Origin of the sequence: Nocardia yunnanensis (assembly GCF_003626895.1) — a bacterium.
GTDB lineage: Bacteria > Actinomycetota > Actinomycetes > Mycobacteriales > Mycobacteriaceae > Nocardia > Nocardia yunnanensis.
This window is the reverse complement of sequence record NZ_CP032568.1, coordinates 564489-578785: the sequence shown is the minus strand read 5'-3', so window position 1 is coordinate 578785 and position 14297 is coordinate 564489. Positions and strand designations below refer to the sequence as shown.

General features: G+C 69.2%; 13 protein-coding genes. 7 read left to right on the top strand and 6 right to left on the bottom strand.

What is annotated here, in order from left to right:
• Positions 1–140 precede the first annotated feature (140 nt).
• Positions 141–1112, top strand: a complete 972-nt coding sequence (locus D7D52_RS02665) for an SDR family oxidoreductase (RefSeq protein WP_120734892.1) — start codon at positions 141–143, stop codon at positions 1110–1112.
• A gap of 46 nt (positions 1113–1158) precedes the next feature.
• Here D7D52_RS02665 and soxR read toward each other — a convergent pair whose 3' ends face one another.
• Positions 1159–1716 (bottom strand): redox-sensitive transcriptional activator SoxR, encoded by a 558-nt coding sequence (gene soxR / locus D7D52_RS02660; protein ID WP_187703104.1) that lies wholly within the window; start codon positions 1714–1716, stop codon positions 1159–1161.
• Between the two features lie 28 nt (positions 1717–1744).
• On the opposite strand from soxR, the gene arcA reads away from it, so the two are divergent.
• Both arcA and D7D52_RS02650 read left to right on the top strand, forming a co-directional pair.
• Positions 1745–2971: an arginine deiminase gene (arcA, locus tag D7D52_RS02655; protein ID WP_120734890.1), complete on the top strand. Its 1227-nt coding sequence runs from the start codon at positions 1745–1747 to the stop codon at positions 2969–2971.
• A 7-nt stretch (positions 2972–2978) separates the two neighbouring features.
• A complete protein-coding gene (locus tag D7D52_RS02650; RefSeq protein WP_120734889.1) occupies positions 2979–3353 on the top strand; it encodes a GntR family transcriptional regulator in 375 nt (124 codons plus the stop codon).
• Positions 3354–3357: 4 nt separating this feature from the next.
• Here the strand turns inward: D7D52_RS02650 and D7D52_RS02645 are convergent, their stop codons facing one another.
• Positions 3358–4962 carry a dolichyl-phosphate-mannose--protein mannosyltransferase gene (locus tag D7D52_RS02645; RefSeq protein WP_246023609.1) on the bottom strand — a complete coding sequence of 535 codons (1605 nt, stop codon included), beginning with the start codon at positions 4960–4962 and terminating at the stop codon, positions 3358–3360.
• A gap of 105 nt (positions 4963–5067) precedes the next feature.
• Here D7D52_RS02645 and rsmI point away from each other — a divergent pair, with 105 nt between their 5' ends.
• Together rsmI and D7D52_RS02635 are read left to right on the top strand one after the other, a co-directional pair.
• The gene (gene rsmI, locus D7D52_RS02640; protein WP_120734888.1) at positions 5068–5925 is read left to right on the top strand and encodes a 16S rRNA (cytidine(1402)-2'-O)-methyltransferase; all 858 of its coding nucleotides are present in this window, start codon (positions 5068–5070) and stop codon (positions 5923–5925) included.
• Between the two features lie 56 nt (positions 5926–5981).
• Positions 5982–7220: a cytochrome P450 family protein gene (locus tag D7D52_RS02635; protein ID WP_120734887.1), complete on the top strand. Its 1239-nt coding sequence runs from the start codon at positions 5982–5984 to the stop codon at positions 7218–7220.
• Between the two features lie 9 nt (positions 7221–7229).
• Here D7D52_RS02635 and D7D52_RS39795 read toward each other — a convergent pair whose 3' ends face one another.
• A complete protein-coding gene (locus D7D52_RS39795; protein WP_120734886.1) occupies positions 7230–8387 on the bottom strand; it encodes an alpha/beta hydrolase fold domain-containing protein in 1158 nt (385 codons plus the stop codon).
• 132 nt (positions 8388–8519) lie between these two features.
• Between D7D52_RS39795 and D7D52_RS02625 the strand changes: the two genes are divergently transcribed.
• Positions 8520–9062 (top strand): dihydrofolate reductase family protein, encoded by a 543-nt coding sequence (locus D7D52_RS02625; protein ID WP_162958137.1) that lies wholly within the window; start codon positions 8520–8522, stop codon positions 9060–9062.
• On the top strand, positions 9062–9871 hold the full coding sequence (locus tag D7D52_RS02620; protein ID WP_120734884.1) for an alpha/beta fold hydrolase: 810 nt from the start codon (positions 9062–9064) through the stop codon (positions 9869–9871). The genes D7D52_RS02625 and D7D52_RS02620 overlap by 1 nt, the downstream gene beginning before the upstream one ends.
• On the opposite strand, the gene D7D52_RS02615 is transcribed toward D7D52_RS02620, so the two are convergent.
• The 3 genes from D7D52_RS02615 to D7D52_RS02605 form a co-directional block, all read right to left on the bottom strand.
• Complete coding sequence (locus D7D52_RS02615) at positions 9817–11955, bottom strand: MMPL family transporter (protein WP_120743739.1); 2139 nt, start codon at positions 11953–11955, stop codon at positions 9817–9819. The genes D7D52_RS02620 and D7D52_RS02615 overlap by 55 nt on opposite strands.
• Before the next feature lie 91 nt (positions 11956–12046).
• Complete coding sequence (locus D7D52_RS02610; protein ID WP_120734883.1) at positions 12047–13231, bottom strand: peptide synthetase; 1185 nt, start codon at positions 13229–13231, stop codon at positions 12047–12049.
• 12 nt (positions 13232–13243) lie between these two features.
• Entirely contained in the window at positions 13244–14284 is a 1041-nt protein-coding gene (locus D7D52_RS02605) for an NAD-dependent epimerase/dehydratase family protein (RefSeq protein WP_120734882.1), read from the bottom strand.
• Positions 14285–14297: the final 13 nt, after the last annotated feature.

Genomic DNA, 14297 nt, shown 5'->3' with positions numbered 1-14297 from the left:
GACGCGCCGCCGAATACCGGCCCGTGACGCGACCGCCCAGGAAAATGGGGGCGTAACGGGTACTCACCCGACATGCGAACAGCTCTGTTCGCGTAGTAGCGTGCGGTCTGACAAGGCTGTCAATCGAGGGATGGATCGGCGTGCGTGTTCGAAGCCTGAGCGGCAAGAAGACCCTGATTACCGGCGCGGCCAGCGGCATCGGCCGGGCCACGGCGCTGGCGGCCGCCCGCAAGGGGGCGCGGCTGGTCCTGACCGACGTCAATTCCGATGGGCTGGCGGCGACCGTCGAGACCATTCGGTCCGGCGGCGGCCTCGTCGAGGTGGCGGCGGCCCTCGACATCAGCGATTACGACGCCGTCACCGCCTTCGCGGAGCAGGTGCACGACCAGCTCGGCGCGCTGGATGTGGTCATGAACATCGCGGGCGTGTCGACCTGGGGCACGGTGGAGAATCTCGAGCACCGGCACTGGAAACGGCTCATCGACGTGAACCTGATGGGCCCGATCCACGTGATCGAGAATTTCGTGCCGCCCATGATCCACGCCAAACGCGGTGGCGCGCTGGTCAACGTGTCCTCGGCCGCCGGGCTGCTCGCCTTCCCCTGGCATGCCGCCTACAGCGCCAGCAAGTACGGGCTGCGCGGCGTCTCGGACGTGCTGCGCTTCGATCTGGAACGGAACGGCATCACGGTGCACCTGGTGGTGCCCGGCGCGGTGGACACGCCGCTGGTGCAGACCGTCGACATCGTCGGCGTGGACCGCGACGATCCGCGAATCCAAGCCTGGATCAAGCGTTTCCGCCGCCACGCCAAATCCCCGGACGAGGTCGCCGAAACCATCCTGAAGGGCGTGGAGAAGGGCACCTACCTGATCCACACCCAGTTCGACATCCGCTTCGGCTACTGGTGGGCCCGAAAGTTCGCGTGGCCGTACGAGTTCGTCATGCGCCGCGCCAACGACCTGTTCACGACGTTCCTGCCGCGTCCGCCGGCGGAATCCAGCGAGACGCCCGCGGTCGAAGCGGCGAACCTCTCGGTGGATTCCGCGGACGAGCCCGCCGTGACCGCTATCGAGACACCGGCCGAAAAAGCGGGCGCGCACACACCCGAGTGAGGTGAAGCGGACTCCTCGCTAGAAGACGGCCCGTAGCCAGGTTCTGTCAGGCCGGTTCCGGCGCCGGCCCACACACGCCCGGCTTCGTGCAGTTCTCCGCCGCGTGCGTGTCCAGTACCCGCGCTCCCGGCCCCTCGTCGCCCAGGTGGTCGTGGGCGTTGAAGATCTTGCACACGCCCAGTGACAGGCAGCCGCACCCGATGCAGCCGGTGAGGTTGTCGCGCAGGCGGATCAGTTGTTCGATGCGGTCGTCGAGGTCGGCGCGCCAGGTGGTGGAGAGGGTTTCCCAGTCGCGGCGGGTGGGGTTGCGGCCGTCGGGGAGGTTGTCGAGGGCGGTGCGGATCTCGGCCAGGGGGATGCCGACACGCTGTGAGATGCGGATGAACGCGACGCGGCGCAGGGTTTCCCGGGGGTAGCGGCGCTGGTTGCCGCTGGTCCGGCGGGCTGTGATCAAGCCCTCACGCTCGTAGAAATGCAAGGCGGACACCGAAACTCCGGCCCGCTGGGCCAGCTGACCGGGGGTCAGCTCCTTCGCTTGCCACGACGCGGTCTGCACGACCTGAACATTACTCCAGGTTTTTCGCGGGTGCGAATTGCATGCCATCCGTGCCGAAGGGAACTACCGTCGTGTCATGGGAACAAAGGCCGCACCCACGGCGCGACCGTTTTCCGTGACCTCGGAGGTCGGCGCACTGCGCACGGTGCTTCTGCACCGCCCGGGCGACGAGCTGCGCAGGCTCACCCCGCGCAACAACGATCAGCTGCTGTTCGACGCCATTCCCTGGGTCGAGCGCGCCCAGCAGGAGCACGACATCTTCGCCGAGGTGTTGCGCCGGCGAGGCGTGGAGGTGCTGCTGCTGGCGGATCTGCTGACCGAGACCATCCAGCACAGCGGCGCGGCCCGGATCCAGGGCATTTCCGGCGCGGTGGACGCGCGCCGGCTCGGGCATGTGCTCGCCGACGACCTGGCCGCCCACCTGCGCCGGGTCCCCGCCCCGGAACTGGCGCAGATCCTCATGTCCGGCATGACATTCGACGAACTGCCCTTCGGCGCCGACGCCACCTCCCTGGTGCGGCGCATGCATCACGGGCACGATTTCGTCGTCGACCCGCTACCCAACCTGCTGTTCACCCGCGATTCCTCGTTCTGGATCGGCCCGCGGGTGGCCATCACCTCGCTGGCGCTGCCCGCCCGCGCGCGCGAAACCTCGCTCACCGACCTGATTTACGCCTTCCACCCCCGCTTCCTGGGCGTGCGCCGCGCCTACGAATCGCACACCGCGCCCATCGAGGGCGGTGACGTGCTGCTGCTGGCGCCGGGCGTGGTGGCGGTCGGGGTGGGCGAGCGCACCACGGCGGCCGGTGCGGAAGCCTTGGCGCGCAGCCTGTTCGAGGACGACCTGGCCCGCACCGTGCTCGTGGTGCCGATCGCGCAGACCCGTGCGACCATGCATCTCGACACCGTGTGCACCATGGTGGACGTGGACGCGGTGGTCATGTACCCCGCCATCCAGGATGAACTGTGCGCCTTCACCATTCGCAAGGAGGAGGGTGGCGTGAGCATCTCCGGCCCCGATCCCTTCCTGCGAGTGGCCGCCGAGGCCATGGGCATCGGCAAGCTGCGGGTGGTCGACACCGGTCTCGACGGCGTCACCGCCGAACGCGAGCAGTGGGACGACGGCAACAACACCCTCGCCCTGGCCCCCGGTGTGGTGGTGGCCTACGAACGCAACGAGAACACCAATGCGCGGCTCGAAGACGCCGGAATCGAGGTGCTGCGCATTCCCGGCTCCGAGTTGGGTTCCGGCCGTGGCGGTCCGCGCTGCCTGTCCTGCCCGCTCTCGCGTGACGAGGTGTGATGAAGCCATGCTGGACATCCCGGTCGACCACCATTCGACGGTCCCGCCCTACGAGCAGCTGCGACAGGGCATCATCGCCCGGGTTCGCTCCGGCGAGCTGGCCGCCGGAACGAAGATCCCCACGGTGCGCGCCCTGGCCGCGACCCTGAAACTGGCCCCGAACACGGTGGCCCGCGCCTATCGGGAGCTGGAGCAGGACGGCGTCCTCGAAACCCGCGGGCGGCTCGGCTCTTTCATCGCCTCCTCCGGTGACCCGACCCGGGACCTGGCGGGCCGGGCGGCGACGGAGTACGTGGCGGTGATCCGCCGGCTGGGCCTCGACGACGAGGCCGCGGTCAGCTACCTGCACGCGGCGCTGGGCGAAACCCACCTGGCGCCATAGGGTTTCACCGCCAGCTGGGCAGCCACAGGTGGTCGTGCCAGCTGCTGGGCGTGATCTGCATGCCGGTCAGGATCGGCCACAGCCAGATGAAGTTGGCGATGACCAGCGCCAGGTAGAGACAGACCAGCAAGAGCCCCAACCCTTGTCGTTCGCTGGGCGGCGCGAAGTACTGCCAGCCCGGCGCGCCGGAGAGTCGTCGCCCGCTGGGTGGGGCGTGTCCGAGGATGTCGCCCAGCGCCAGCGCCACCCCCATGGCCAGGAACGGCGCGAGCGGCACCGCGTAGAAGTAGTACATCTGCCGGTCCAGATCCAGGAACCAGGGCAGGATGCCCGCGCCGTAACCGACCAGCACGGCGGCATAGCGCCAGTCACGGCGTACCGCGCTGCGCCAGATGGCCCAGGCGAGCATGGGGAAGCAGACCCACCACAGCGCCGGCGTGCCGATCGCCATCACGGCTTTCACGCAGGCGGGCTGCCCGCACCCGGTCACATTGGTGTCGGCGTAGTAGTAGAGCATCGGCCGCAACCCCATGAACCAGGTCCACGGCTTGGATTCCCACGGATGGTGATTGCCTGCGGAATTGGTGAGTTCCTTGTGGAAGGTGAGCACTTCGCCGCCGTAGTACCAGAGCCCGCGCAGCGCGCTCGGCACCCACGAGAAGTCGCCGCCGCGCCCGACCTTCACCCCGACCGCGTACCGGTCGTAGCTGGTCTCGCTCGCGAACCAGCCCCAGTAGGAGGCCAGGTACACCAGCACCGGAATCACGCACAGCGCGTACACGGTCGGCCCGAGATCCCGGACCGCGAGGCCCGCCCACGGCCGCCGCACCCGGTAGCCGCGCCGCGCCGACAGGTCGAAGGCCAAGGCCAGCACCGTGAAACCGATGATCCAGTACGCGCCCGACCATTTGGTGCCGCAGGCCAGGCCGAGCAGCACGCCCGCCCCGAAGCGCCACCAGCGCACCCCGAACCGCGGCCCGTAATCGCTGTCGTCGATGCGCCCCTCGGCGGCGACCTTCGCGATGCGGGCGCGGATGTCGTCGCGGTCGACTACCAGGCAGCCGAAGGCCGCGGTCACGAACAGGGCCTGGAAGATGTCGAGCATGCCGATGCGCGAGGACACGAAGGTGAGCCCGTCGCAGATCAGCAGGATGCCCGCGAACGCCCCGATCAGCGTGGAGCGGGTCATGCGCCGGACGATGCGAATCGTCAACAGCACGATCAAGGTTCCCGAGACGGCCGCCGTGAACCGCCACCCCCACGGCGTGTACCCGAAGATGGCCTCCCCGAGCGCGATCATGTCCTTGCCCACCGGCGGGTGCACGACCAGCCCGTAGCCCGGGTTGTCCTCGACGCCGCCGCCGTTGAGCACCTGCCAGCCCTGCGGCGCGTAATGCTTCTCGTCGAAGACGGGCGTGTGCAGATCGGTCGGATAGTTCAGCATCAGGAACCGGGTGATCGCGGTGATGGCCGTGAGGACCAGCGTGACCACCCACCCCCGCGCCCAATCCGTGGGCCCGAAATCGGGGGAGGGCAGGCGCGGAGCGGGACTCGACAGCGCCGCCGCCTCGCCCACCCCTGCCGGTCGCACGTCGGTCACCTGGGTCACGCCCCCGATCGTAAGCGCTGGCACCCGCGGAGTCCCGCCCCGGTGAGCCGGATGCGCGTGGATAGAGTCGAGTGCGAACTTCCATCATCGACGAACAGGAGCGCAATGAGCGCGGATCCGACTTCTTTCGGCGGCCGGCTGGTGTTGGCGGCTACGCCGATGGGGGATATCGGTGACGCGTCACAGCGGTTGCGGGATGCGCTCGGGTCGGCCGAGGTGGTCGCCGCCGAGGACACCCGCCGCACCCGCTCGCTGGCCAAGGCCCTGGATATCGAGATCACCGGGCGAGTCGTCAGCTTCTACGACCATGTGGAGCAGGCCCGGATTCCGATGCTGCTGGAGGAGATTCGGCTCGGCCGGACGGTGCTGCTGGTGACGGACGCCGGGATGCCGTCGGTGAGCGATCCCGGGTATCGAATGGTCGCGGCGTGTGTGGACGCCGGATTGCCGATCACCTGCCTGCCGGGGCCGTCGGCGGTGACGACGGCGCTGGCCCTGTCCGGGCTGCCGGTGGAGCGGTTCGCGTTCGACGGGTTCGCGCCCCGCAAGAGCGGCCAGCGCAAGGAGTGGCTGCGGACGCTGACCTCCGAGGCCCGCGCCGTGGTGTTCTTCGAAGCCCCGCATCGGCTGGCCGATTGCCTGGCCGACGCGGTGGAGGTGCTCGGGCCGGATCGCCGCGCGGCGGTATGCCGGGAGCTGACCAAAACCTACGAGGAGGTCGTGCGCGGCACCCTGGCGGAGGTGGCGGCCTGGGCGGTCGAGGGCGCACGGGGTGAGATCACTGTGGTTCTCGAAGGCGCGCAGCCGGTTTCGGCCGAGCCGGCCGATCTGGTCGGCCAGGTGGAAGCGCTGATCGAATCGGGGCTGCGGCTCAAGGACGCCTGCGCCGAGGTGTCGGCGGCGACCGGGGCCTCGCGCCGCGAGCTGTACGACGCGGTGCTGGCGGCGCGTTCCGGCGGTTAGTTCGGGGCGGCCGATGACCCGGCGCGGTCGTGGTGGCACTGTTAAAGTTCCCGTGCATGACGCGCGAAAGGGCTGTGACGGCAAGCGATTCGGCTGCCGAGCCGTTCGAGCTGACGGAGGACTTCTATCAGAACCCGCACGCCGTCTACGACCGGCTGCGCGAGTACGGACCGGCGCACCGGGTGCGTTTTCCCGACGGCGGAACCGGTTGGCTGATCACCGATTACGACGCCGCCAAGGCCGCGTTCCTGGATCCCGCGATCAGCAAGGACCTGACATCGGAGGGTGCGCGGGCCGCGTTGTCGGGCGACGGCGCGCAGGCGGCGGGCGCGATGTTCGGCGACATGATGCTCTTCTACGATCCGCCGGGGCATACCAGGTTGCGCACCCTGGTCAACCGGGCCTTCGGCGGTCGCGCGGTCCGCGAACTGGCCCCGCGCATCACCGAACTGGCCGACACCCTGCTGGCCGGGCTGGCAGCGGACGCCGCCGCCGACCAGGATCTGTTGGACCGCTACGCCTTTCCGTTGCCCATGCTGGTCATCTGCGAACTGCTGGGGGTGCCGGACGCGGAGCGCGACAACTTCCGGGCCTGGTCGACCACGTTGGTCTCCAATGACGAGACCGTCGAGGCGCGCGGCGCGGCCGTGCGGCAGTTCGTCGCGTACATCGATCAGTTGATTCGCGCCAAACGTGAACAGCCCGCGCACGATCTGCTCTCCGAACTCATCACGGTCAGCGAGGACGACGACCGGCTCTCCCATCGCGAGCTGATCAGCATGGTGTTTCTGCTGCTGGTCGCCGGTTTCGAGACCACCGTCAACCTGATCGCCAACGCCGTCGCGATCCTGTTGTCCGACAACAATCTTCACGCCACGCTGGTAGCGAACCCGGAACGGATACCGGATTTCGTGGAGGAGGTGTTGCGTTTCGAGTCCCCGGCGAGTGAGGCCACCTTCCGCTACACCACGGCCGCGGTCACCCTGGGTGGGCTCGAAATCCCGGCCGGGCAACGCATTCTGGTGTCGATGGCGGCGGCCGACCGCGACCCGGCCCGCTTCGCCGATCCGCACACCGTGGATCTGGATCGTGCCGACAAGAACCACCTGGCCTTCGGGCACGGCATCCACCGCTGCGTCGGTGCGCCGCTGGCGCGCATGGAAGGCGGCATCGCGTTGACCCGCCTGCTGGCGGCCTATCCTGAGCTGGAACTGGCCGCGGACGCCGAATTACGCTGGCGCAAAAGCCTGATCGTGCGCGGCCTGACTGGTCTGCCGGTGCGTTTGCACCCCTGAAACCTGGGGTCAGGGCGCGATCGCGTCCGGTTTCCGGAGGAAGTCCCCGACCTGTGCCACGGCGTCGGCCGCTTCCGGAAGAAACGACCAGAAGACCTGGAAGGCATGCCCGTCCACGGGAAAACCGTCGTGGCGCACCGCGACCCCGGCCGCGCGCAGCCGCGCCACCAGATCGGCGGTGTGACGGCCCAACTCGTCGAATTCGGCGGACTGCACCAGGGTGGGCGGCAGCCCGGTGAGATCCGCGCACATCGGATTGGCCTCGGGGTCATCGGCCTCCCGTCCGCCCAGGTAGGCGGATTGAAAGCGCCGATGTTGCTCGGCATCGGCTGGTGGATCGTCGGCCGGCGCGAAGAAATCGACCCCGGGGCAGAGCAGCACGGCCGCGCGCGGCATGGGCAGGCCGTCGTCACGGGCCCGCACGAGCATCGCGAGCAGCAGCATCGCCCCCGTCGAATCACCCACCAGCGCAATCTGTTCCGGCCGCTCACCGCAGCTCAGCAACCATCGGTAGGCGGTGAGCACATCGTCGCGGGCCGCTGGGAAGGGATGTTCCGGGGCAAGCCGGTATTCGACCGCCAGCACCCACGCCGACCCGGCCTGCGCGATCGCACCCGCCATGCCGCGATACCCGTAGGCCGAGCCCAGCATGAAACCGCCGCCGTGCGCGTAGAGCACCGTCGTATCCGCATCGTCGGCGGGAACGAGCCGAACCCCGGGGACACCACCCATGTTCACCGGTTCCAGCCCGACGCCCTCGGGCACCGGGAATTCGGCGTGCATGAGTTCGAACGCCGAGCGCATGGCCGCCAGGTCGCCGTTGAACGTCTCCTCCACCGGACTCCACAGCCGGTCCATGCGCGCCGAGAGCTCCCCGCCGGCCGCGCGCGCCGCGGTCAGTGCGGCGTCCACGCCCGCCAGCACGTCGCGGGTGCGGTCGAGCAGCGCCGCGCCCGCCGCGGTCAGGCTCACCGCCCGGGTACTGCGCTGGAAGAGATCGCAGCCCACCAGCTTCTCCAGACCCCGGATGGTCCGGCTGAGCGCGGGCTGGGTGACATAGAGCCGTGCCGCCGCACGGCCGAAGTTCAATTCCTCGGCGACCGCGACGAAGGCGCGCAGGTGCCGGAGTTCGACGCCTTCCGGGGTCTGCGGTAGCGGCTCGACCATGGGCCCGAGTATGCCCGCCGGGCATTCATTCCGCAGGGGCATCGCTGTGTTGCCGACCCGGCAATTCCCCGGGCGCGCCGAAACTGCGAGCGTAGTCGCATGGGAAAAATTGTTGCAGGACAGTATCTTTCAATGGACGGGGTGACCGAGAGCGGCTGGACCGGTCTGGCCCCCGCCATCTCGCCGACCGATCCGCACACCGCGGCGTACTTCAACGACGCGCAGGTGCAGCAGGCGGTGGGTGAGCTGATGGCGGGAAACGACGCCATGCTCCTGGGCCGCACCACCTACGAGAACCTGAAGGGCTTCTTCACCAGCCAGTCCGGCCCCTACTTCGACGCCGTCAACGCCATGCCGAAGTACGTCGTCTCCACCACCCTCGAGTCGTCGGACTGGACCAACACGACGGTGCTGCGCGAGAACCTGGTCAAGGAGATCACCGCACTCAAAGAACGCCACCGCCAGATCGGCATCGGTGGCAGCGGCAGCCTGGTGCGCTGGCTGATCGCCGAGAACCTCCTGGACGAACTGCAATTGCTGGTGTTCCCGCTCATCCTGGGCGGCCCCGGCGCACGTTTCTACACCGCCCAGCAGCCGCCCGCCACCTTCCTGCTCACCGACTGCCGACCCCTCGATTGCGGCGTGGCAGTCCTGACCTACACCAAGGACAACTGATGGAACCCAGCAAGGGCTTCGTGGACTCCAAGGACGGCACCCGTATCGCCTACACCCGATACGGCACCACCTGCCCGGCCGTCGTACTCGTCGACGGTGCGCTCGCCGCGCAGGAGTTCGGGCCGAACAAGTCACTCGCGGAAGCGCTTTCGAGCCGTTACACCGTCTACACCTACGATCGGCGCGGTCGCGGCGGCAGCGGCGACACGCTGCCGCGCGAGGTCGAGCGGGAGTTCGAGGATCTCGACGCGGTGATCGCGCTCGCCGTGGAACCGGTGATGCTGTACGGCATTTCGTCGGGCGGCGGCCTGGTCCTGGACTATCTGCGCAGCGGGCGCACCGCGCGCAAGGTGGCGCTCTACGAGGTTCCGCTCGTGGTCGACGACACCCGGCCGCCCACGCCCGACGACTTCGTCGAGCAGACGAATTCGATACTGGCGCAGGCCAAGAACGGAAGCGCCGTCAAATACTTCATGCGGACCGGCGTGGATCTGCCCGCGCTGATGGTGGCGGCCTTCCCGCTGTTCCCCGGCTGGAGTCACCTCAAGGCGGTGGCCCCGACCTTGGCCTACGACCTGCAGTATGTCGGCGCATTCCAGCACGGCCGTCCGCTCCCGGCCGACCGCTGGTCCGGGCTCACCATGCCGGTGACGTTGATCGCCGGCGGGAAGAGTCCCGAGTGGATGCGCAGGGGCAATTCGGCACTGGCCGAGGTGATTCCGGGTGCGACCCACCGGGTGCTGCCCGGCCAGACTCACCTGGTCAAGGCCGCCGCATTGGCGCCCGTCCTGGTCGAATTCTTCGGTTGATCCCTGTTCCGATTGCCCGGGGTCCACCAGTTGGCGGGCCCCATCAGCTTGACCAGGGCCGGGACCAGCAGCATGCGCACCAGGGTGGCGTCGATGATCAGGGCGATCACCATGCCCAAGCCCAGAAAGCGCATCGGCGTGAGCGGCGACAGCGTGAACGCACCGGTGATGAGCACGAGAAGGGTTGCGGCGGCGGTGATCACGCGCGCCGTCTGCACCGTGCCCGCCCGCACCGACTCCTCGGTGCTCGCCCCGGCATCGTGCGCCTCCACCATGCGCGAGAGCAGGAACACCTCGTAGTCGGTGGACAGGCCGAAGACGACGGCGATGATCAGCACCAGCATGCCCGCCGAGAGCGGGCCGACGCTGACGTGCAGCACACCGGCCAGATGCCCCTGATCGAAGATCCAGGTCAGCACCCCGAAGGTGGCGGCCAAGCTCAGGAACGCCATGAGGACGGCCTTGAGCGGCAGGACGATCGAGCGGAAGGCAAGGGCCAGCATGAGCAGCGTGACCGCCACCATGACCGCGATCATGAGCGGCAACCGGTCCAGGACCGCGGCAATGCTGTCGACGGTGGTGGCGCTTTCGCCGCCGACACGCAGGTCGAGGCCGTCCACACGCAGCGCGCGCAGGTCGTGCACGATGTCCTGTGCGCGGGGCGAGCGGTCTGGGGCGGCGAGGGCGGCGTGGATGACGGTGGTGTTGTCGCGAGTGTCCAGCGCCAGCGCCTGCCGCACCCCCGAGACCGCGCCGATCTCGCGCAAGGCGGTGCTGATGGCCGCCGGAGTCGGTGCGCTGCCGTCTGTTTCGCGCACCAGAATGGTGGCGCCGCTATTGGCGGCGGGGAAGTGCGCGCTCAATTCCTCGACGGCGGCGCGGGTTTCGTTGCCCGCCGGCAGTGCCGTGTGGTCGACGTCGCCGAGCCGGACGCCGGTCAGCGGCGCGGCCAGCACCAGCAGGATCGCGCCCACCGCGATCGCGACCGCGCCGGGCCGCCGCATGACCGCGGTGACCACACGCCCCCAGAAGCGTTGCGCGCGTTCCTCCGAACGCTCGAAGGCATCGGCCCGCCAACTCCACTTGCCGATGCGCGGACCCAGCAGCGCGAGGATCGCGGGCAACGCGGTGACCGACAGTGCGGCGGCCAGGCCGACGGCCGCGATCGCCCCGATCCCCAGCGACCGCAGCACCGCGAGCGGGAATACGAAGGTCCCCGCGAACGCGCACATGAGCAACAGCGCCGAGAACAGCACGGTGCGCCCAGCGGTCCGCAGGCTCGCGGCCACCGCCTCCTCGGTGGTACGCCCGCGCCCCAATTCCTCGCGGAACCGGCCGACCAGGAAGAGCCCGTAGTCGATGGCCAATCCGAGTCCCAGCAGCGACACCACATTCATGGCGAACACGCTGACCTCGGTCAACCGTGCGATGATCCCGACCGCGCCCAGCGCGCCCACCACCGCCAGGGTGCCGATCAGCACCGGCAGCGCGGCGGCCACCACGCCGCCGAACACCAGCACCAGCACCACGGCGGTGAGCGGGATCGAGATCGACTCGGCCAGCACCAGATCGTGCCGCGACTGCTCGCTGATGGTGTCGGCCAGCGCGCTGTATCCGGTCAGCTTGGTGTCGAGTCCGGGAACGCGCAGCGCCGCAGCGATTTTCGGGTATTCGGCGACGCGCTGATTGTCGTCGCCGGCGGAGAAGACGACGGCGACCGCCTGTCGCCCGTCCGACGATCGCAGATACTGCGATCGCGCACTGTTCCAATAACTTTCGACCGGACGATCCAGCAGCGACGGATCGATGGTCCCGATCGCGGCGGTCACCTGCGGCCCGATGTCGGCCAGCGTTTGTCCCGCGGGCGCGGTGTAGATGGCGATCACGTCCGGGTTCTGCGGCCCCAATCGCTCGCTGACCCAGGAGTCGACGGAAGCGGATTCCCCGTCCGGCACCACGAATCCCGCCGCGCTCACCCGCTGTTGCAGCCCGGCGGCGAACAGCCCGCAGGCCAGCGCGAACAACACCGCCACCGCGAGCACGGTCTTGGGGCGGGCCACCACGACCCGGCCCCAGGCGGCCATGATGCCGCCGGACTCCTCGGTCTCGGGGACCTCGGTGGAATTGTCGACGGCGGTCATGGGGGCGCTCCGATCCTGAGGGTCGAGAGGGGTGTCAGCGGTTCGCGTCCGAATTCGTCGGCGTGAGTTCGGTTTCCAGCGTGCGGACGATGCGGTCGAGCAGGGCGTCGAGTCGCTCGGGGACACCGCGGCCATTGCGGACCGAGACGGTCAGCTCGGTGCGGCCGCCGCATTCGGTCATGCCCATCAGCAGCGGCATGGCGACGCTGTGCTGCGGCATCACCTTGATGGCGGTGGGGGCGAAGCCGGGGACGGCGAGCTCGTCGAGGTCGTAGCGGCCCATATGGGAGACGGTGGCCGAGGCCAGATTCCGGCCGGTGCGCGCGCCCAGGAAGTTCAGGGTGCGCAACAGCCCACGTCCGGCGGCCTGCGGCAGGTACTTCAGGCCGCCGTTGTCCATCTGGTTGAGCTCGCGGTTCTTCCGCAATCCCGTCCGTTTGATCTCGTTGAGCTGCCGCCAGTCCACGCCGGGCCGCACATCCAGGAACAGCGGCAGCGCCAGATTGGCGGTGGAGCGCAGCGCCGGATCGTGGCGGCGGAGGTCGACGGGGATCATGATGCGCGAGATCGGCCCGCCCTCTTCCGCGAGCAGCGCCGCCACCCGCATGAGCGCGCCCGGACCGGTGGCGTGAATCGTCCTGGTGCGCAACAGGTGCCGGTGTTCACCAGGGTCCTGGCGGCCGTGCCCGACCGCCGAGCGGTAGCGCGGCAGCATGAGCGTCGGACGTCCGGGCGCGCCGACCTTGGCCACCAGTTCCGCGTCCGCGACGGGATCGGGCGCGCCGATCGGTTCCTCGCCGCGCAGCGCCCGCAGCACGTCGGTGGCCCACATGACCATGCCCATGCCGTCCATGACGCCGTGGAAGACGCGGAACACCAGGGTGGTCGGCGCGGCCGTGAGCAGCAGCACCTCCACCGTGGCGTCCGGGGTCGGGCCGATCGGGCTGGTGAGCACCGGATCGGCCTCCAGCGCGGGGTATCGCAGCGCGTGATCGACGACGCGGACGGCGGGGGTGGTACCGCTGTCGACCCAGTGCTTGCCGTCGCGGACCAGCCGCGCACCCGGATTCGCGGCGGCCGCGGTGGCGACCGCGCGCCGCAGATCCTCCGGGTCGATGCTGCCCTGGCCCTCGACCACCAGCTGCATCAGAAACGGCGGCGCCAGGTCCCGCATGGGGAAGTAGATGAGTTCGGTGGGGGAGATGGGACGGCGGAACATGGGCCTACCTGTCTAGATCTGGGCGTTCAAAGCCGTGACGCCGCCTTGGGTTTCGAGCCAGGCCAGGAAGTCGGCCAGGCCGGTGTCGCGGTCCACGAGCGGCCGGTAGCCGAAATCGCGGGTGGCGGCGGAGGTGTCGTAGGTGGCGGAGCGGGTCATCAGGGCGACCACGTAGCGCGACAGCGGCGGTGACCACCGGGTGGCGACGAACGGTATGCGCCAGACGGTTTCGATGGTGGCGACGATCGCGTCCAGGACCCGTCGGTTGGGTTGCCGCGTCGGCTTCGGATAGCCCAGGTCGGTGGCCACCTCGCCGAGGAAGCTCCAGACGTCGGTCTGCTCGGCATCAGCGATGAAATACGGCTTGCCGCCTACATTTTCGGATGCGGCCGCCAGTACGCACGCCTCGACGATGTTCTCCACATGGCACAGGGAGGCCAGGACCTGTTTGCCGTACGACAGATCCGGGAGCGTGCCCTCCGCCGCGCGGCCCAGCAAACGCACGATCGGCCCGGACCGGTCGCCCGCACCCCAGATGGCGCGCGGGCGCAGCGCGCACGTGGTGAAATCCGGTGTGTTCGAGGCCAGGACGAAGCGTTCGGCCGCGGCCTTGGTCTCGGAGTAGAGGTTCAGGTATCGCCGTGGGTACGGCAGTGATTCGTCCACGTCGATCTGGTCGCCGCCGTCGCGGTCCATGAGTGCGCTGGGGCTGGAGACGAAAACGAAGCGCGAGACGCCGTTGCGTTTGGCCGCGCGCACCAGATTCTCGGTGGCCGTGACGTTCTCGGCCACGAACTGCGCGCGAGTGCCGCGATCGTCCACCCGCGCGGCGCTGTGGAAGACCACGTCCACGCCCTTGGTGGCGCGTTCCAGCGACACCTGGTCGGTGAGGTCGCCGGTGACGATCTCGACGCGGTCGATCACGTCGGCGAGGTCGCGCAGATTGCTGGTGGGCCGGGCCAGCACGGCCACCTCGTAGTCGCCGCCGCGGACCAGGCGGCGCACCAGCGCACCGCCCAGGAACCCGGATCCGCCGGTCACCAATGCCTTCACGCTCTGTTCCCTT